The 20,643-nt window shown below is 36.6% G+C and carries 19 protein-coding genes and 2 riboswitches; of the genes, 14 read left to right on the top strand and 5 right to left on the bottom strand.

The genetic code is table 11. From position 1 onward, the window contains the following. Positions 1-4: 4 nt before the first annotated feature. The 5 genes from BM390_RS08825 to BM390_RS08805 are packed head-to-tail and all read left to right on the top strand — an operon-like array spanning position 5 to position 5,121. Entirely contained in the window at positions 5-1,012 is a 1,008-nt protein-coding gene (locus tag BM390_RS08825) for a V-type ATPase subunit (RefSeq protein WP_062322523.1), read from the top strand. Beyond that, entirely contained in the window at positions 1,002-1,313 is a 312-nt protein-coding gene (locus BM390_RS08820) for a V-type ATP synthase subunit F (protein ID WP_062322524.1), read from the top strand. Before BM390_RS08825 ends, BM390_RS08820 begins: the two co-directional genes overlap by 11 nt. A 17-nt stretch (positions 1,314-1,330) precedes the next feature. Further along, positions 1,331-3,115 (top strand): V-type ATP synthase subunit A, encoded by a 1,785-nt coding sequence (locus tag BM390_RS08815; protein WP_089854359.1) that lies wholly within the window; start codon positions 1,331-1,333, stop codon positions 3,113-3,115. Continuing rightward, positions 3,108-4,484, top strand: coding sequence for a V-type ATP synthase subunit B (locus tag BM390_RS08810; protein WP_089854355.1), 1,377 nt, complete (start codon positions 3,108-3,110; stop codon positions 4,482-4,484). The genes BM390_RS08815 and BM390_RS08810 overlap by 8 nt, the downstream gene beginning before the upstream one ends. Positions 4,485-4,491: 7 nt before the next feature. After that, positions 4,492-5,121 carry a V-type ATP synthase subunit D gene (locus BM390_RS08805; protein WP_062322526.1) on the top strand — a complete coding sequence of 210 codons (630 nt, stop codon included), beginning with the start codon at positions 4,492-4,494 and terminating at the stop codon, positions 5,119-5,121. A 162-nt stretch (positions 5,122-5,283) separates the two neighbouring features. Here BM390_RS08805 and dapA read toward each other — a convergent pair whose 3' ends face one another. Further along, positions 5,284-6,156, bottom strand: coding sequence for a 4-hydroxy-tetrahydrodipicolinate synthase (gene dapA / locus BM390_RS08800; protein WP_082394530.1), 873 nt, complete (start codon positions 6,154-6,156; stop codon positions 5,284-5,286). 109 nt (positions 6,157-6,265) lie between these two features. Then, a riboswitch (Lysine riboswitch) is annotated at positions 6,266-6,452 on the bottom strand. A gap of 167 nt (positions 6,453-6,619) precedes the next feature. Here dapA and BM390_RS08795 point away from each other — a divergent pair. The 6 genes from BM390_RS08795 (at position 6,620) to BM390_RS08770 (ending at position 15,250) form a co-directional block, all read left to right on the top strand. After that, positions 6,620-9,370, top strand: coding sequence for an EAL domain-containing protein (locus BM390_RS08795; RefSeq protein ID WP_089854352.1), 2,751 nt, complete (start codon positions 6,620-6,622; stop codon positions 9,368-9,370). A gap of 102 nt (positions 9,371-9,472) precedes the next feature. Next, complete coding sequence (locus BM390_RS08790; RefSeq protein ID WP_089854349.1) at positions 9,473-9,832, top strand: IDEAL domain-containing protein; 360 nt, start codon at positions 9,473-9,475, stop codon at positions 9,830-9,832. A gap of 185 nt (positions 9,833-10,017) precedes the next feature. After that, entirely contained in the window at positions 10,018-11,892 is a 1,875-nt protein-coding gene (gene htpG / locus BM390_RS08785; RefSeq protein WP_062322536.1) for a molecular chaperone HtpG, read from the top strand. Positions 11,893-11,948: 56 nt separating this feature from the next. Further along, a riboswitch (TPP riboswitch) is annotated at positions 11,949-12,058 on the top strand. A 75-nt stretch (positions 12,059-12,133) separates the two neighbouring features. Continuing rightward, on the top strand, positions 12,134-12,826 hold the full coding sequence (gene tenA, locus BM390_RS08780; RefSeq protein WP_089854345.1) for a thiaminase II: 693 nt from the start codon (positions 12,134-12,136) through the stop codon (positions 12,824-12,826). 309 nt (positions 12,827-13,135) lie between these two features. Further along, the gene (locus BM390_RS08775; RefSeq protein ID WP_062322540.1) at positions 13,136-14,245 is read left to right on the top strand and encodes a tetratricopeptide repeat protein; all 1,110 of its coding nucleotides are present in this window, start codon (positions 13,136-13,138) and stop codon (positions 14,243-14,245) included. A 15-nt stretch (positions 14,246-14,260) separates the two neighbouring features. Beyond that, on the top strand, positions 14,261-15,250 hold the full coding sequence (locus BM390_RS08770) for a hypothetical protein (protein ID WP_062322543.1): 990 nt from the start codon (positions 14,261-14,263) through the stop codon (positions 15,248-15,250). Positions 15,251-15,320: 70 nt separating this feature from the next. Here BM390_RS08770 and BM390_RS08765 read toward each other — a convergent pair whose 3' ends face one another. Then, a complete protein-coding gene (locus BM390_RS08765; RefSeq protein WP_062322555.1) occupies positions 15,321-15,863 on the bottom strand; it encodes a site-specific integrase in 543 nt (180 codons plus the stop codon). Between the two features lie 674 nt (positions 15,864-16,537). On the opposite strand from BM390_RS08765, the gene BM390_RS08760 reads away from it, so the two are divergent. The 3 genes from BM390_RS08760 to BM390_RS08750 all read left to right on the top strand — a co-directional run bounded on the left by BM390_RS08760 (position 16,538) and on the right by BM390_RS08750 (position 18,731). Further along, complete coding sequence (locus tag BM390_RS08760) at positions 16,538-17,350, top strand: YitT family protein (protein WP_062322545.1); 813 nt, start codon at positions 16,538-16,540, stop codon at positions 17,348-17,350. A gap of 509 nt (positions 17,351-17,859) precedes the next feature. Next, positions 17,860-18,216 carry a hypothetical protein gene (locus tag BM390_RS08755; RefSeq protein ID WP_062322547.1) on the top strand — a complete coding sequence of 119 codons (357 nt, stop codon included), beginning with the start codon at positions 17,860-17,862 and terminating at the stop codon, positions 18,214-18,216. 71 nt (positions 18,217-18,287) lie between these two features. Further along, positions 18,288-18,731: a YitT family protein gene (locus BM390_RS08750; RefSeq protein ID WP_082394532.1), complete on the top strand. Its 444-nt coding sequence runs from the start codon at positions 18,288-18,290 to the stop codon at positions 18,729-18,731. A gap of 91 nt (positions 18,732-18,822) precedes the next feature. Here BM390_RS08750 and BM390_RS08745 read toward each other — a convergent pair whose 3' ends face one another. From BM390_RS08745 to BM390_RS08735, 3 genes are all read right to left on the bottom strand, one after another. Continuing rightward, positions 18,823-19,080 carry a hypothetical protein gene (locus tag BM390_RS08745; RefSeq protein ID WP_062322551.1) on the bottom strand — a complete coding sequence of 86 codons (258 nt, stop codon included), beginning with the start codon at positions 19,078-19,080 and terminating at the stop codon, positions 18,823-18,825. Between the two features lie 248 nt (positions 19,081-19,328). Then, positions 19,329-19,706, bottom strand: coding sequence for a PH domain-containing protein (locus BM390_RS08740; RefSeq protein WP_062322553.1), 378 nt, complete (start codon positions 19,704-19,706; stop codon positions 19,329-19,331). A gap of 699 nt (positions 19,707-20,405) precedes the next feature. Continuing rightward, a partial coding sequence (locus tag BM390_RS08735) for a transposase (RefSeq protein ID WP_143103161.1) occupies positions 20,406-20,643 on the bottom strand: 238 nt, incomplete at its 5' end.

The raw sequence follows: 20,643 nt of genomic DNA, 5'->3' as shown, positions 1-20,643 counted from the left end.
ATAAATGCAGGACACTCAATATAAGGGCGTCAACACGCTGCTTCGTGTCTATGAAACAAAGCTACTCTTACGTGATGATTATGAAAAATTATTACGTGCAGAAGACTTGCGCGAAGCACTTGAAATTCTAAAGAGTACCGATTATTTATTTGATGAGCACGACGTGCTCGAAAATAAGAATTTTGATGCATTTTTGATGCAGCGTGTGAAAAATATTTATGATGAGCTTTACGAAGTGACACCAGATTCAGAAGTCATTCAGATTTTCTCACTTCGATACAGTTATCACAATTTAAAAGTATTATTAAAACAACGCTTTACTGGGCTAGAGTTTGATCATTTACTCATTCCGATTGGCAAGCATCCGATTTCGGCCTTGCGTCAACTTGTCAATGCACGTCAATCAGATGAGTTAAACCCTGTTATGGTCGAAGGTGTGCAACTCGCGATTGAAGATTATGAAACGTATGGTCGACTAGAAGCAGCTGATGTCTTCATGGACACGTACTTTTACAAACATATGCGTAAAATCACTGATCGTTTGAAAAATCCAACGATCAGTCAAATGGCGGATGTCTTAATTGATCTAGACAACTTATCAACAGTCGTAAGAAGTCTACATCAAAATAAATCACGTTCATTCCTTCATACGGTCTTATCTAGTTCAGGGTCAATTTCTAAAAAAGCGATCATTGAAGCGAGTGAGCAAGGTGCCGTTAACGTTCTCAATGAACTGTACCTCGGTAAACCTTATGCGAGCCGTTTAGCAGCTGTTGTCAATGATCAAAAAGATGATCTAGATCCTATGGTTTTAGACAAAGTCATTGATGAAACGATAGATGAATTAATGGAAGAAGCAACATTCCAAGCCTTTGGCCCAATGCCGGTGATTGCTTTCTTATTTTTTGTTGAAAAAGAAGTAGCAAATCTCCGACTTATTCTCGTTGGGAAAGACAATCAAATTGATGAAGGTATTATAAGAGAAAGGATGCGACCAATTTATGGCCCATAAAATAGCAGTAGTTGGAGACAAAGATTCGGTCTTACCTTTCAAAATCTTAGGATTTGATGTGTTTGCATCTAGTACACCTCGGATTGCCCGCGAAACGATTGATCGTTTAGCTGAAGAACATTACGGGGTCATATACTTAACAGAAGCAATGGCGAAGGAAATTCCGGATACAATAAAACGTTACGATGCAGAAGTTCAACCCGCAATTATCCTAATCCCGAATCATAAGGGATCACTGAATATTGGTAAGTCCCGTATTCAAAAGAACATGGAAAAAGCCGTTGGACAAAACATCTTATAATTTGGGAGGGGACTTATTTGAAGAAAGGAACAATTGTTAAAGTTTCCGGTCCTTTAGTTATGGCAGAAGGTATGGAACATGCAAATATCCAAGACCTTTGCTATGTAGGGGACATGCGATTAGTAGGTGAGATCATTGAAATGCGATATGATGTTGCCTCTATCCAGGTATACGAAGAAACTTCTGGCGTAGGACCAGGCGAACCTGTTGAAACAACAGGAGAAGCCTTATCAGTAGAACTTGGACCAGGGATTGTGTCACAAATGTTTGACGGCATCCAACGTCCACTCGATACATTTAAAGCAAAAACGGATAGTAACTTCTTAGTAAGAGGGGTTAATATCGAAGCATTAGACCGTGAAAATAAATGGGTCTTTCATGCAACAAAAAATGTCGGTGACATGGTAGAACCAGGTGATATCATCGGGACTGTTCAAGAGACAAAAGTTATTGAGCACCGCGTGATGATTCCTCACGGTATTAAAGGTAAATTGACTGCAATCGAATCAGGTGAATTCTCACTTGAAGATGTTGTGGCTAAAGTAGAAACAGACAACGGTGAAAAAGACGTGACCATGCTACAACGCTGGCCAGTTCGTCGTGGACGTCCGTTCAAGAAAAAATTAAATCCTGATAAGCCGATGCTTACAGGACAGCGTGTTATCGATACATTCTTCCCAATCACTAAAGGTGGGGCTGCGGCTGTACCAGGACCATTTGGTGCCGGTAAAACCGTTGTACAGCACCAGATTGCGAAATTTAGTGACGTGGACTTAGTTGTTTACGTTGGTTGTGGTGAACGTGGGAATGAGATGACAGACGTACTAAACGAATTCCCTGAGCTCGTTGACCCGAATACAGGTGAATCGTTAATGGAACGTACGATTCTTATCGCCAATACATCAAACATGCCAGTAGCGGCACGTGAAGCATCTATCTATACGGGTATCACGATTGCAGAATATTTCCGTGATATGGGATACAGCGTGGCGATTATGGCCGATTCTACCTCACGTTGGGCAGAGGCACTTCGCGAGATGTCAGGTCGTTTAGAAGAGATGCCTGGTGATGAAGGTTACCCTGCTTACCTTGGTAGCCGTATTGCTGAGTACTATGAGCGTGCGGGTCGTATTTTAACGGTTGGTTCTGAAGAACGTGAAGGTAGTATTACCGCCATTGGTGCCGTATCACCTCCAGGTGGGGATACGTCGGAGCCGGTTACACAAAATACGCTTCGTGTTGTTAAAGTATTCTGGGCACTTGATTCATCCCTTGCACAAAAACGTCACTTCCCATCAGTGAACTGGTTAACATCATACTCACTTTATTTAGAGGATGTTGGTCGTTTCATGAACGATGACTTAGAAGTGTCTTGGTCTGAGATGGTTCAGCACTCAATGAATATTTTACAAGAAGAATCTGAGCTACAAGAGATCGTTCGTCTTGTTGGTATTGAATCACTATCTGAAAAAGACCGTTTAACGATGGTCATTGCTCAGCAATTACGTGAGGATTACCTCCAACAAAACGCGTTTGATGATGTCGATACATTCACATCACGAACAAAACAATATTACATGCTTGACCTCATTCTTTCATTCGAGAAAGAAGCACGTGAAGCGATGCGTCTTGGCGCTTACTACAAAGAAATCGTTGAAGGAACAACGGACTTACGTGATAAGATTGCCCGTGCGAAATTTATCTCCGAAGATAATATTGAACAAATTCGCGCGCTTAAAGACGAAACAAAAGAAACAATTCACCAGATTGTTGCTGAAGGAGGTATGACGCAAAATGCTTAAGGAATACAAAACAGTTAGCGAAGTCGTTGGACCTCTGATGGCCGTAGAAGGTGTAGAAGGCGTTAAATTTGACGAATTAGTCGAAGTCCAACTACAAACAGGCGAAATCCGTCACGGACAAGTACTTGAAGTAAATCGAGATAAAGCGATGGTTCAGATTTTTGAAGGACCTAGCGGGATTAACATCAAAGATACAAAAGTACGTTTCCGCGGGAAGCCATTATCTATTGATGTATCAGAAGACATGGTTGGTCGTGTTTTCAATGGTTTAGGTGAACCGATGGATGACGGTCCAGACATCATTCCAGAAACAAGTTTAGACGTAAATGGTCAAGCGATTAACCCTATCGCACGTGACTATCCGGATGAATTTATTCAAACGGGTATTTCAGCGATTGACCACTTAAATACACTTGTACGTGGTCAAAAACTACCGGTGTTCTCTGGTTCAGGTTTACCCCATAAAGAGCTTGCGGCACAAATTGCCCGTCAAGCCTCTGTACTTAATAGCGATGAAAAATTCGCCGTTGTTTTCGCAGCGATGGGTGTTACGTTTGATGAGGCGGAATACTTCATGGAAGATTTCCGTAAAACAGGCGCGATTGACCGTTCTGTTATGTTTATCAACTTAGCAGATGACCCAGCGATTGAACGGATTGCCACACCAAAAATGGCCCTTACAACGGCTGAATATTTAGCATTTGAAAAAGATATGCACGTGCTTGTTATTATGACGGATATGACTTACTACTGTGAGGCACTTCGTGAAATTTCAGCCGCACGTCGTGAGGTACCAGGTCGTCGTGGTTACCCAGGTTATCTTTATACAAACCTATCAACCTTGTATGAACGTGCGGGTCGTCTTATCGGTAAAAAAGGATCGGTAACACAGATTCCTATTCTTTCAATGCCTGAAGATGATATTACGCACCCAATTCCTGACCTTACCGGTTATATTACCGAAGGTCAAATTATCTTAAGTCGTGACTTAGATAAGCAAGGAATTAAGCCACCAATCAACGTACTACCTTCACTTTCTCGTCTGAAAGATAAAGGTACCGGTGAAGGTAAAACACGTAAAGACCACGCACCAACAATGAACCAATTGTTCGCCGCTTATGCCAAAGGTATTGAAGCGAAAGAATTGGCGGTCGTTCTAGGTGAGTCAGCGTTATCTGATACGGATAAACTGTACGTAGAATTTACGAAGCGTTTTGAAGCAGAATATATCAATCAAGGATTCTATACGAACCGTTCAATTGAGGAAACCTTAACATTAGGATGGGAATTACTCTCAATCTTACCTCGTACTGAGCTTAAACGTATTAGTAGTGCACTGATCGAAGAGTTTATGCCGGAAGGAGAGTGATTGACCTATGGCTAGATTAAATGTCAAGCCAACACGGATGGAGCTTTCCAATTTAAAAGATCGGTTAGCAATATCAATTCGAGGTCACAAGCTTTTAAAGGATAAACAAGATGAGTTAATGCGACAGTTCATTACATTGATTCGTAAAAATAATACGTTACGTGATGAAGTTGAAAAAGAGTTGACAGAGTCGATGGAAGCCTTTGTTGTCGCTAAATCACTTACCAACGAAGCGTTTATTGAAGAATTATTTGCGGTACCAGGTAAATCAATCACCCTTGATATTCAACAAAAGAATATTATGAGTGTGATGGTACCTGAAATGAACTTTACTGTTGATGAAGATAACAAAGAATCAGAAATGCAATACGGGTTACTGAACTCAAACAGTGAGCTCGATGATTCAATCGATCGCATTAACACTATTTTACCTAAATTATTAAAGCTTTCTGAAATCGAAAAAACGTGTCAATTAATGGCTGATGAAATTGAGAAGACACGCCGTCGTGTAAACGCATTGGAATACTTAAAAATTCCTCAACTTAAAGAAACGATTCATTATATTCAAATGAAACTTGAAGAGGATGAACGTGCAAGCATTACACGGATTATGAAAGTCAAAGATATGGGACAATAAAACGAACGCTACCTCAACATAAGAGGTGGCGTTTCTTTTGTGTCCATCGATATAAAGCCTATCACTCAAAAAATACTTGATTTATAAAGAACCAGAAAAAGCCACGACTCATATAAGACAAGTCGTGGCTGACTGATAGCCCTCTATACATACCATGCGTGGTTAATAATAACGACCTACAACATCATCAACATGTGTCATTTCTGCCTCAGTTAAAGCAATGAGTGGTAAACGCACGTGTCCAACATTTAATCCTTTTTTTGATAGAGCATATTTCACAGCCGTCGGATTTGGTGCACTGAAGAGCGCTTTAATCACCGGGGCAATCTCTTGTTGAATCTTCGTTGCTTGTGCATGCTCACCTGACTTGAATGATTGAACCATGTCATTCATCTCATTACCAACGATGTGTGAGGCGACACTGACAATACCGGTTCCACCGAGAGACAGAATCGGTAAGAGTAAATTGTCATCACCACTATAGACCGCAAAGTCATCCGGTGTTTCCTTGATTATTTGACTGATTAAATCTAAATCACCGGTTGCTTCTTTTATTGCGACAATATTTTTTACTTCAGCTAGGCGAAGCACCGTATCTAATTCCAACCTAACAACTGTTCGACCTGGAATATTATAAAGCATGACCGGTAATGATGTACTTTCAGCAATGGTTTTAAAGTGCTGATACATCCCTTCTTGTGATGGTTTGTTGTAGTAAGGGGTGACAAGCATAATACCGTCAACGCCAAGCTCTTCTGCTTCTTGAGTTAATACGATAGACTGCTTTGTGTTATTTGATCCGGTACCGGCAATAACAGGCACACGTCCATTGACATACTCAACGACAAACTTTAGAAAACTTAGCTTTTCTTCATGAGACAAGGTCGGAGATTCTCCTGTCGTACCGACAGCAACAATACCTTCTGTGCCATTATCTATTAAATAATCGATCAACCGTTTTGTCTCATCATAATTAATTTCATCTTGGTCATTAAAAGGCGTGACCATCGCAGTTAATACTTGATTAAAGTCCATTATTCCACCTCATTATATTTTTTTAAAAGGTAAGTAGAGGGAATCCATTCACGACATAGAAAAAGCAGCTCAGGCTAAGTGAGCTGCATCATATTTTACTATCGTTGATGCGTGAGATAGCCCTCCATATAGTATATAACCTATATGACAATGTTGTACCTGTTAAATACAACACCAGCATAATAACTCATAAACAGCTATTATCCTTCGGCACAAGACCCTTTCAGCAAACATCATCGAGTGTTTATGACTCTCTGTTTTTTTTACTCTTGTCTTGTGCAACCTCTATACCCACTTCAATATGTATTGAAGTCTATGTGATTGTGGTTTAACTATATCAAAAAAAAGAGGTCTTGACAAATATTTTTCCGATATTTCTAAACTTGCACAACCATTTGTTAACATTGTCAACGAACCTCTTTATAGGCTAAAATAAGGGTAACGAATAGAGAGGGGGAGCAACATGAAACAATTTAATTTCCAATGGCGGAATCAACATGTCATAAAGGCCATACTTTTTAATCTGGCAATCATTACGGCTTTCTTCACTCTCTTTAGTTACGCTGCCGCTTTTACGATGGAACGCTTTACCGTTGAATACTATGATGAAATGATGTATTCAGCGAACGAACGTTTTAGTCAGCAATTCAATCGTGTATTAACAGAAGTGGATGAATTAACACGCTACGCAGTCGGTCAACGTCATTTAGAAAGCGAAAATCCATCCGAGAGACGTCAAGCATTAAAAGACTTAATTAACAATTCTCCCATGATTGATTATGGTTTTATTATTAATAAAGATTTAATCATACAAACGTCCGTTTTTTATGGTTTAGTGGGTGCGTCTGATTATCAATTAGATAGCATTGAATTTGTTGAAGAAGCTTATCTACAAAAGACTAAAACAATTGAAAAAAGCCATCTCTTAGAATTACTCATACCACTTGAAGATAATCAGTTACATGTATTTATTGATTTAAGTGCTAATAACACACTCCAAGACTATTTCCACTCTCTTTCATTTTCTGAAGATTTCTATATCGGGGTCTATAATGAGTATGATGAGTTAATTTATAGTTATAATCAGTTAAGCGAGACCTATCAAGAAGACATCGATGATTTTCATGAAAATAGTCATAATCATGAACTATTAACAAATTCAGACGAGGCAATCAATGTCTTTCATTATGACGATCTTCACTTTATGATGGCCGCTGAACCATTAAATCGAAATGGTTGGACATTAGCCCTCTTTGTACCTGAAGTACTTGCTGATCAGTTTATACTCAATATATTTGAAATATTGGCACCGATTCTCGTTGGACTGGCTTTTGTCTTTTTCATCATTATGATCTACGCTTACTATCGTAGTCAGAAACCGTATCAAGCATTGATTATGGCCATTGATGAACTAAGTGAGGGGGATTACACCCACCGTATTCGTTATACAAATACAAACACCCGTATTGGTGAGATAAATAACAAGTTTAATCAAATGGCCCATGAGTTAGAAAAGTCGCGGCTTGTTCTTAGAAAAAACGAAACGCAATTAGCTAATCAAAAAGACTTTTTAGACCGTATCATTAACGTTAGTCCGATGATGATTTATACGATGAATGCCGATGGCATCTATACACTTGTTAATGACCAATATGCTGAACTATTCGGGTATACGGCTAAAGAAATGCTTGGCCGTCACGCTTTAAATGTAACGAATGATATAGCTGCCACTCATTATCACTTAAAACTCCATCAGTCGATTTTATTATCTCAGGAGCGAACGACCTATGAAGATAGACAAGTAGGATCAGATGGCAACATTCGATGGTATCGCGTAACAAAACAACCGATAGAGAGTATAAAGGACAAAGGGAAAGAAATATTGATGGTCGCCACCGATATTACCGAAATTAAAGAAAACCAAGCAATCATTGAACATCAAGCCAACCACGATGAGCTCACCGGCATTGGTAATCGTAAATATTTTAAAACGATTGTGGATGAAGCGATTGAACAAACAGATCGAGATAATGAAGGATTCGCGGTCATGTTTCTAGATTTAGACCGGTTTAAGTATGTGAATGATACCTTTGGTCATGATGCAGGGGATAAGTTATTAATCGATGTCGCTGATCGTATAAAAGCCGTCATCAACGACCGTGACTACGTCTTTCGCTTTGGTGGCGATGAATTTACGATTGTAACTTATTTCACTGAAGACCGACAAGAAGTGACCAATCTAGCTAAAAAAATCATTCATACCTTAACGAAGCCCTATACGTTTGATAATCATAGCTTTATTGTGACGGCAAGTATTGGCATTAGCTTATACCCTAAACATTCTCAATCGCTAAATGAACTGACTAAGTATGCTGATTTAAGTATGTATCAAGCAAAACAACAAGGGAAAAATACGTTTAGATTTTATACCCCTGCACTTGAAACAGAAGTATCGCTTTACATTCAATTAGAGACAGACTTATTCCAAGCAATCGAACGCCAGGAGCTCTACGTCGTCTATCAACCGATTATTGATACCGCAACAAAAGATATCCGCGCCGTTGAAGCTTTATTACGCTGGCAGCATAACAAACTAGGCGCGATTGCACCTAATGTGTTTATTCCGATTGCTGAGAAGAACGGCTTAATGCCTCAATTCTCGCAGTTTTTACTAAAAGAAGCAACACAAACCCTATCAGGATACAATGAACGCCACCATCAAGCGATCAAGTTGCATATTAACCTAACAGAAAAAGAATGTCGTGATGAGAAAACCTTTTTATCTATCCACCAGCAATTCGAGGCAGCAAACGTCAACCTTGAACATTTAGTCATTGAAATCAGTGAAAATCTCTCGCGTGATAAATGTAAAAACTTAAAAATCAAACTGAGCGCTTATCAAAAAGCTGGTATTCAAGTGGCGATTGATTCTTTTGGGGATCATTATTTATCCCTACGTCAACTGCGAACACTACCCTTTAAGATGATTAAACTTTCACAAGGGACTCTCCATGACGCACTTAGTGATGAGGATGGTTTAAGCAGCTATAAACGTTTAGTAACGCTTGCGAAAGAGTTGAGATTAATTATTATCCAAGAAGGAGTAGAAACGGCAGAAGAAGTCGCATTAATTGAGTCGGTTCAACTAGATGCTTATCAAGGTTTCTTAATGAGTCAACCACTTACGAAACAGCAGTTTGAGCAAGACTATTGACATTATCACCATAACCGATTAAAATTACTATTAAATATTTTAAATGACTATTCTAAGTATTCTGTCAATTTAAAATAATTAATAGAAAAGGTGGTGTCAAACATGAGGGCAGAAGAAAGAAAACAAGTAAATGTAGGGGATTGGGTCAAATTACAGTCAAACAAGGGTGAGCGTATTCATGGCTTCGTCGAAAAACAACTAGAAGAAGAGAACAGGGTACAAATACGTGTGATTGCGAGTGATAACCATCTTTTAACCAATCACAGTATCCAAGTTCACGTGGTCAAATTACAAGTAGAGCCAGATAGCAAATACTATACTCTTGGTGAATTAGAACAATTAATCGACTTAGCCCTTCAAACAAATGATAAAGCATGGTTTGACGCATTATCTGATCAATACAATTACTTGAAAAAAGAAACAGAAGCGAAACGTCATATTGACTATACCCAAGTCAATTAATCACATAAGATGAAATTAGCCACACCTAGAGGTGTGGTTTTTTCTGTTTAAACGTAGTTAATTAACGATAACCTGATACGAAAGGATTGACAAGATGGTTAAAAATATGTTAAAAAATATATGTTAGCACTTTAAAGTGTCGAGTGCTAATACATAAAAAATATTAAAAAGTGAGGGAATAACATATGGCCGTCAGACAATTTGAAGCAGAGTCAAAACGATTATTAGACATGATGATTCATTCGATTTATTCAAAACGCGAGGTATTCTTACGTGAATTAATCTCCAATGCGAGTGACGCGATGGATAAGATGTATTACCGCGCATTAACCGATGAGTCGATTACATTTGATCAATCGGACTATTACATTAAAATTTCTACAGATAAGGATCATCGTACGTTAACAATCACTGATAATGGGATTGGTATGACAAAAGAAGAGCTTGAACAAAATTTAGGCACCATTGCGAAAAGTGGTTCACTGGCATTTAAAAAAGACAATGAAATTAAAGATGGTTTTGATATTATTGGCCAGTTTGGTGTCGGCTTTTACGCAGCTTTCATGGTTGCTGACAAAGTAAGTGTAACGTCGCGCGCAGTAGATTCAGATCAAGCGTATCACTGGTACTCTGAAGGCGCTGAAGGCTTTACCATCGAAGAGGCGACTAAAGATGATGTGGGTACAACGATCACACTAACGATTAAAGCGTCCACAGAAGATGATGACTTTGAACAATTCTTAGATCCGCGTCAACTGCAAACGATCGTTAAAACTTATTCAGACTTCATTCGCTATCCAATTAAAATGGATCTAACGGAAGAAAAATTAAAAGAAGGTACAGAAGATGAATATGAAACGATTGTTGAAGAGAAAACGGTCAACAGCATGGTACCAATCTGGAAGAAAAACAAAGCTGAATTAACCGATGATGATTATAAAAACTTCTATCAAGAAAAACATTTCGGTTATGATGATCCATTAACACATGTACATGTGAGTGTCGATGGTAATATTCGTTATCAAGCGATTCTTTACGTGCCTGAAACAGCGCCTTATAACTATTACTCGCAAGAGTTTGAAAAAGGCTTGGAGTTATACTCAAATGGCGTCTTAATTAAAAATAAAGCGCCTGAACTGTTACCTGATTACTTTAGCTTTGTGAAAGGTCTTGTCGATTCAGAAGACTTATCACTTAATATTTCTCGCGAAATGTTACAGCATGACCGTCAGTTGAAGCTAATCGAGAAAAACTTAGTGAAGAAGATCAAACAAGAATTAAAGAAATTATTAATGAATGATCGCGAGAAGTATGAAACGTTCTTTAAAGCTTTCGGTCGTCAATTGAAATATGGTGTCTACAGTGACTTTGGTCAAAATAAAGATACCTTAAAAGATTTACTTCTATTCTATTCATCAACTGAAGAGAAACTTGTCACCTTAGCCGAATATGTTGAACGTATGAAGGAAGACCAAACCTATATTTATTATGCCACAGGTGAGTCACATGCGCGCATCGAACGTTTACCTCAGACAGAAATCGTCCGTGATAAAGGCTATGAAATTCTTTACTTCACTGATGATATTGATGAATTTGCGATTAAAATGTTATTGAACTACGATGAAAAAGAATTTAAATCTGTTTCAAGTGGTGATTTAGGTTTTGAGGACGATCAAGCGGAAGAAAAAACAGCTTCTGAAGAAGATCAAGCGATTTTCGATCAAATGAAAGAGATTCTTAAAGGTAAAGTATCAGATGTTCGCCTGTCTAAACGCTTAAAGACACACCCTGTCTGCCTATCTAACGAAGGGGATATCTCCATTGAGATGGAAAAAGTCTTAAGCATGATGCCTGAGAATCAAGGCGTAAAAGCTGAGAAAGTGTTAGAAATTAACGCGGATCATGATATCTTTAAGTCACTCAAACAAGCCTCACAATCAAACGAAGATATGATGGAGACATACACGAATGTCCTATACAATCAGGCTTTACTGATTGAAGGTTTACCAGTAGAAGACCCAGTAAGCTATGCCAATGATGTTTGGAAAGTGATGAAGTAACACTTGACTTTAATAGTCAGTATGTTACAGTAACAGTATCAAAATACAATCAAATGAAACACCACTAGGGGAGTCACTGATCTGTGACTGAGATTGGCAACGAATGCCTTGACCCTTTGAACCTGATCTAGTTGATGCTAGCGGAGGGAAGTGGGACGAGATTTGACTTTCTTTATTCAATGATCGACACCACTTGCTTATTTAGCGGTGGTGTTTTTATTTGGAAAAAGGAGAGAATTATATGAGATTTACAGATGAATTAAGACAAAAGGCTGATCCGATTTGGAAAGCGAGTTTTGATCACCCCTTTGTACAAGGGCTTGGGGACTCCACCTTACCGCTCGACCGGTTTCGCTACTACGTCTTGCAAGATGCGTATTATTTAAGTCACTTTGCAAAGACGCAAGCATTAGCTGCCGCAAAAGCAGACTCATTAGAAGTAACGAACAGTATGGCTAAACACGTTCAAGGCACCTATGAAGCAGAACTGGATCTTCACCGGACCTTTATGAAACAATTAAATATCTCTGAAAAAGACCAGCAATCCTTTGAGCCGGCTCCAACAGCGTATGCTTATACATCACATATGTACCGAGCCAGTCAATTTGGCCAACTAGGGGACGTTATTGCGGCGATTTTACCATGTTACTGGTTGTATGCTGAAATCGGTGAACAGTTAAAAGACAAAACGCCAAAAGAACCCGTCTATCAAACGTGGATACAGGCGTATCATTCCGATTGGTTTATGACACTCGTCAAAGAACAAATCGACCGGTTAGACCAACTTGCAGAAACCGCATCAGAAAAAGAAAAAGAACGTTGGACTGATCTGTTCTTAAAGAGCAGTCAATATGAATATTTATTCTGGGAGATGGCGTACACATTAGAGATATGGCCGATGGACGCCTATCGTCATATAGCAGTTACAAATTAAAACCAGACTATAAACCTTTAATTGACTAAACCCTAAACCACCAACACTTTTTTTGTTGGTGGTTTTCGTATAGACTAAACTGTGATGACCAATATAGTATGTTTCTTAAGATAATGGTGCCTTTACCATAAACGTTTTAACTAATAGTTTCTCTACAAATCCCCAATTTATTATGGACTTATTTTGAAATTTTTGGTATGGTTATGTTATTAACAAAATTATCAAATTATTTTATATCACAGAGATAAATATTCATTGTTCTCCCTGTTTTAACTTATCTCAGATATGAAAGTAGGGGGCTCACATGACATGCAAAGAAAAAACAAGTACATTATTATATTTATAGTTATTTTGTCAACATTACTCACCATCAATATAAAAAATATCATATCCCCTAACAAAAATAACCAAGAATTAAGTAATGATATTGAAAATGAAGAAGAATTAGTGGATATTGAGAAAGAAAAAATTGAAACTTTAGAAGAGTTAGTCGCATTATATGAAAAAGAAGAAAAGTATGATGACGCGGTTGAGATTTATAATGAATTACTATTACTGGATACGCAAAACGACCAATATTTATACAGCTTAGCCATTTGCTATCTAGAAATTGAAGAATACGAGTTAGCGCTAGAATTTTTAAAAGCTTATGATGAAGTAAAGAGCCATCACCCAACAACATTGTTTTTAATATCACAAGTGTACTTATTGCTAGGGGAATTTGAACATGCCCAACAAATAGCTAATGATGCGGTTGCTGCTACAAAAATAAATAACACTGACCCACAATATTATGCAGAATGGTCTGAAATTGTCGACAGTTTTGATGTGAAAAAAGAAGAAGCTTGGGTAGATGTAATAGAAGGTTTACCGCTGAATTCAATGAAATTAAAAGCTTCTGAAACAGCGATAAAAGATTATCATAATGCGAATAAATATCCTCATGAACATATTCTTTATAACGCAGGATTATTACATAATCAATATGGAAAATATGATCAAGCTATTCAATACTTTAAAGAACGTATCAATATTTATCCTAATTTAAAATCAAGTTATGTGTTACTCGCCGAGAACTATTATCTAACAAAAAATATAAGCGAATTAAACGCGTTACTAAAGATGGTTGAAGAAAACGATTGGATTCTTGAGGAAAAACTAATATCCGCATTTATCACAAGCACCCAAGGTGACTATGAAATATCTAGAGAAGGATTTGACAATCTTGCCTATACAGGAGAATACCAAGATATTATTTTTTCTAACCTAACTCGATTAAGCTTGCGTTTTTCTGATCATACAAGCGCACAAGACTATTATAATACGTTTATGGGACTTGAATTAAAGGACTTTAGCTATTGGCAATCAACGGTTAATGAACTTTCAGATGGTATCGATCGGATGCTAGAAATTGAATAAAGGTGTGAAAATTAAATGATTAAGATTTTTGTTGGTATGATTTTTTTTATAACAGGATTATTACTTTTTGTAGCATTTGAGATAAGCGCTATTTTACAGTCCTTTGATCTAAGAGGTGTGTTTGTAACAAATGCATTAATTTTATCTATTGTATTATTGCTTGTTCAATTATTTATTTCAAACAAGAAGATTGTTAATGTATTTGCAAGTAGTTTTATATTTATTTTCATCTTTAATCTGGTGAATGTCTATAATCATCAGATTGTGATGATGCCTTTAGAAGGCATTGTCGATACTTATCGAAAAAATAATGTGATTGAAGCTGCTGAACAATACTCTTTTGCGAACAACACTCTTTATTATCAAAATCAAACGGACGAATTTATTAATCAAATTGAAGAAGAAATTCTGTGGGTGACAAATATTTGTTCCGATGTTTTTGGTGTAAATACAATACCCGGTGTAGAAATTATTTTGTTTGACGATATAGAATTATTTCAACTCTTTAGTTTTGATGATAGTTTAAATGGACTTTACCGTAGTGATCAGAAAACTATTTATGTATTAACAGCTGGAGAAAATGATCGTACTATAAAAACAACACTATCACATGAATATGTTCATCATTATTTTTATTCCCTATTGGGTAGTCAGAATATCGATGTCACTCAATTCCCTTTATGGTTTCATGAAGGAATGGCGACGTATATCTCAAACATAAATAATTCTGATGTAGAATATGAAAGTTATGGTGACCTATCACTAAAAGATCTGTATTATCCGAAGGATTGGCGTCAAGAAATGCAAGGAGATAATAATCCTTATCGTATTGCTTACGTTGCTGTTGAGACTTTAGTTGAACTAGAAGGTATCGAAATATTCCCACGTATTGTTGAGGAAGTAAAATCAGGCACAGATATTTACACTGCCATAGAAAAGTTAACTGACATGCCTTTTGGCGAATTCGAAACTATTTTACAAGATAAAAGCGGGTACGAACGTTGACCATTAAAAAATAGACTTACCATTCAAACATAAAACCACCAACACAATGAATAAAGTGTTGGTGGTTTTACTATAGACTAAAACTCGCTAAACTTTGATCAACGATATCTTGGTTAATCCCAATATACCTTAACGTAATATCAGGTGAAGCGTGATTGAATATGTCTTGTAAGAGCGCGACATTCTTATTAATCGTATAATGCCAAAAACCAAACGTCTTACGCATACTGTGCGTGCCGAAGTTAGTGATCCCGACACGTCTCGCTGTTTTATTTAACACTTTATAGGCTTGTACCCGTTGGATTGGTAATCCTGTCTTATACGATGAGAATAAATAGTCTTCATCGGCCATATGAATTGTATAGTGATCAATCTGTTGTCTCAGTTCAAAATTAATTAAAAAGCGTTTGGCTTTATTCGTTTTCTTTTCTTTTAACACTATATGTGTTTGCCCACGAACATCTCGTACTTGAAGCGGTAGTAAGTCACTGATACGAAGACCTGTATTAATTCCCATCACAAATAAGAAGTAATTTCTGTCTGATTCCCGTTTTAATTCATCTTTCATCGCTTGAATCAATAATTTATCACGAATCGGTTCAACCGTCTGCATGCCACGACTAAGTAAGGCGTGATAATCAGACACAATCGATTCTTGACGTTCTGGTTGTTTAATCTTTGATTGATTCAATTGTTTGATTTTTTCTTTCAACCGGTACTCCCCAAATTTTTCTAATAAGTATTGATATTCTCCTGCCGTTAAATAGACAAAAGGAGCGACTTGTTTTTTATCCATTTTCTTTCACAACCTTTCAATTTAACCATCTCATTTACATATCAATTATTTCGCATTAAACGATCAATGATACGAGAAATTACATTTCATTCGCTTAAAACAGCCTCTGACAACACCCTAAAAAAAGGGAAACTATTGCATTTAGATTGACATGTTCACACATAGACGCAACCCTGGAAAAGCAACTATTTAACGAGCTATGTAATAACTCATCCATTTATAAAAGACATATCCAGTAAAAAAATATTTCAAAAATATGTAGGAACGTAAATTAAGAATATGTTTCCTAACATAATTAAACAAATAGAAAAATGACCTCTCAACCTATATTTTATCACGTTTTCATATATTTTCACAATGAAACATAATATCTATTATGTTTCATTAGGAACATGATTTAATATTTAGAAAATAACGTGAATGGTCAATTGTCTTGACCGAGGAGGGGAGATTTGCTAAATTTAAAAAGCAGGAAAGAAGGAGGACGCCTTATGATAAAAAAATACAGCTCCATTGTGGTTGGTTCAGTGATTATTGCTTTAGCCTTTAATTTATTTCTGATTCCTTCCGGTGTCCTAAGCGCAGGAGTTAGTGGACTGGCGATTTTAGTCAGCTTGATTAGCCCGTTTGACACAAGTTTACTTAATATTGTTTTCAACATTCCTATTTTTATTATTGGTTACATCTTTTTAGGGAAGAACGTGACGTTAAACACTTTCTTAGTTGTTGTCGCACTCTCATTCTTCTTGTATGTTGTTCCGATTTACGACTTAGCCGAAGACTTATTGCTTGGTAGCATCTTTGGTGGTGTCATTACCGGTTTAGGGATTGGGATTATTCTTAAATTCTCTGGTTCAAGTGGTGGCTTTGATATTATTGCGATGATTGTTTCACGCGTCAGTAATATGAGTGTCGGTTTACTGTTAACCGCGATGAACGGTGTGATCGTTTTAATATCCGGCCTTGTGTTTGACTGGAATATCGCGCTTTATACGATGCTAAACATCTATATAACAGGACGTGTGATTGATACGATTCACACGAATCATATTAAGTTAACGATGCAGATCGTGACAACCGAAGGAGAAGCAATTCGAAAAGAATTACTCGATTCAATTTACCGCGGCATCACGATGTCTAAAGGGCAGGGTGGCTATACATTAGAAGAAAAAGATTTACTGATGATGGTCGTTACCCGTTATGAAACGAAGACGATTAAAGATATTGTCAGAAAGCACGATCCAAAAGCCTTCATCAATATTTTTGAGACCGTTGAGATTGACGGGGAGTTTGCGAAAAATTAAAACAAGCTAGTGGCATTTATTTATGTCGCCGGCTTGTTTTATGTATACACAACCTTATTGCAGCTAAAGTCCACTTCAAACTTTTTTGTATGACGTTGAGCGTCAAGAGATCCATTGGATGTTCGATACGATTGTTAAAAGATAAAAAATAATCTTATTTAAACACCTAATACACCACTATTTTATGAAGTAACTGCGCTAATCTATTTAAATTTAAATATTTCCTGAAGAGGAAATACTGAACTACAAGAGCAACGCGCACTTAAATATTTTATTTGAAAAATAACTGATAACAATTTAAAACAATTAATGATATTTCGAATTGTAATTTCCCTATTATTGTTATACGATAAAATGGAAAGCATTTCATTATTATGTTGTATCCAGGGAAAGAGTTGATTTCTATACTTTTTAACGAGATACAAACTCTATGTAAGTATATTACGATATTTATGGGTTTATTTTTATTTTGTTCAATTATTTTCTAAGGGTACAAGGGTGGTGGAAATTTGAATTCCTTAAAAATATGGGATTATATTCTTCTTTTTTTATTATCAGTACTTCTTGTTATTGATTATCTTTTTACTACTGTGGTAATAGCACCAAAAATATTACTAATCACATTTATTGCCCTTATAGTTATTAGTGATGTTATTTTCAAGAAAAACAAATCTGAAGTTTCACTAAAAAAAAGATTGTTTCAAGATATTATTTTCACAGCTTACTTAGTTCTGCTAATTGGTTTATTAACTATTATAGGTGGTAACTCTAATACGGGTATTTCATTTAGTAATGTTTACTTCTGGATTATAATGAGTATCTGGGTTGTTAAACTGTTAATTCAGTTTAATAAAATAGCAAAATGAATCATTTTCATGATTGCTCTTTTTAAAAAATCAAACACAATCAGCGTTTTAATATCGGTATAAAAACTTTTATGCCACGTTATACAATTTCGATGATTGTTTCGCGCCTCAGTAACATGAGCATTAGCTTGCTGTTAACAGCGATGAACGTCATTATCGTCTTAATATCAAGCCTTGTCTTTGACTGGAATATCGCGCTTTATACGATGCTAAACATCTATATAACAGGGCGCGTAATTGATACGATTCATACGAATCATATTAAGTTAACGATGCAGATCGTGACAACAGAAGGTAAATCAATCCGAAAAGAATTACTCGATTTAATTTACCGCAACATCACAATGTCAAAAGGGAAGGGTGGCTATACATTAGAGGAGAAGGATTTACTGATGATGGTCGTTACCCGTTACGAAACGAAGACGATTAAAGATATTGTCAGAAAACACGATCCAATAGCATTTATTAATATTTTTAAGACCGTTGAAATAGACAAGGAGTTTGTGAAAAACTAAAACAAGCCAGCGGCATAAATAAATGTCGCTGGCTTGTTTTAGTTATGTGAAGCTATTTCAATTCTTAACGTCGCTATCTCACCACTAATGCTTAAGCAGCGCTTAACATAAACGCTTCGAAAATAAAACCAAAGAGAATCATTGCCACGCTGATTAAAACATGCGCGCGTTTTTCATTAATTCCTGTCTTTTCTAAGATATAGATAATGATTCCAACAATCATGAGATAGCTAGCACTTCTCGCAACATATGAAGCATTCGCAAGTAAAGTGGCAGACAATCCGTCAAACAGTCCCGCTACTATACCGAAAACAGCTAACATGAGTGGAAGACGTAGTTTCCAGTACATTTAACTCATCCTCCCTATATCATCCACGCTATTAAAGGTAATATAGTTTAACTGATTTCTAATTTACCTCTTATTAACCTGTATTTTACTCTTAACTATTTAACATTTAACGCTGGTCTCTTTTGAACTCTTCCATTTTATCGCGCACCCATTTGGACCTCGAATTCCAATTCCAAACACCTAAAATGAGAAGGGTGATTATGATAATGACTCGCATGACTATCATAAGAAACGCTCCTTAATAAGACTTATAAGCAATGTGCAGCTAATAGACGCTGAATTTTAGCGATACTGTCATCTTTTCTAAATTGTAAATCAAATAAAGGCGCCTGTGCACTAGAAATCCAGATTTTAAGTTCCGCATCAAGATCAAAAGTACCCGCTGTCTCAACACTAAAATGAGAAATTGAGCGATAAGGGACAGAGTGAAAATCGGTTTTCTTACCCGTAACCCCTTGCTTATCAACCATAATTAAACGTTTATTAGTGAACACCATTAAATCACGGATTAACTTAAATCCCGCTTCGATAGTTTCACCGTCAGTCAATAAATGCCCAATCGCTTTTTCAATATCATTACTTGTCGCATCGGTCGCGTTGCCCATCAAACCATCAAATAAACCCATCAACATTCACTCCATTTCGTATCTTTTATTTCATTTCAATCCTACCACATGGGTTATTACTTGTAAATTATTAGATGAATATTCCATCTGCTTGTAAATAAAATATAAAATATTTTCTTGATCAGCTTCTATTTTCTCTGATTTTAAATTAGGGCAGGAACCGATAAGTGTTACCTTATTTAATTATATACATGATTTTACTTCCATTTCATTTACTATTTTACAAAAAACACGTATGATAATATGTAAATGCATTGCATTAATAACAGGGTGGTAACTAAACTCTTAACCAATGATTCAAGCAAAAAACGCAAGGAGTGATTCCAATTGAAAAACAACAAGCAATTCCTTTTCTCGTATCATATGTTTATTTATCCAATTTATGCGGCAGGTTCTTGTCTCATGATTTATCCTGTAATACCAAGCTTTCGACTACAGGAAATCATCCTGTTTCCAGTCCTTATATCGTACTATCTGTCTCCGATTCTTTTCTTCATCATGTTATATGAGAATAAAAAGTTTTACGGACGTCGAACATTCTCTAAGAGCCAATTAACACAGGTGATTATTGCTATAGCGGTGTATTCTTCAATTATTATAACGCCACTATTTTATAATTGAAATCTGAATCAATTTCATAATTGCTCTTTTTAAAAAATCAAACACGACCAGAATTTCAATATTTGTCTTAAAAATTTTTTATGCTATTTGATATTGCTTTAGGAATGAGCCTAAACGATCTGATGCTAGTTTTGATGCATTATAAATAAGCGTTACTAAATCAAAGTGAGCTTTTGCACGTTTTCCTGTACGGTAACGAACATTATTAAGCTGGAAAAACTCCTTAAGATAGCCATTTACTCTTTCGACAGAACTGCGACGTTTAGCAATAGTTTTCCATGCCTGTGAACCACGAGCAGGAGCTGAATATTTCCGA

The organism is Halolactibacillus miurensis (assembly GCF_900116255.1).
GTDB classification, from domain to species: Bacteria; Bacillota; Bacilli; order Bacillales; family Amphibacillaceae; genus Halolactibacillus; species Halolactibacillus miurensis.
The sequence above is the reverse complement of the archived record's forward strand: the minus strand, read 5'-3'. Positions and strand labels throughout refer to the sequence as shown.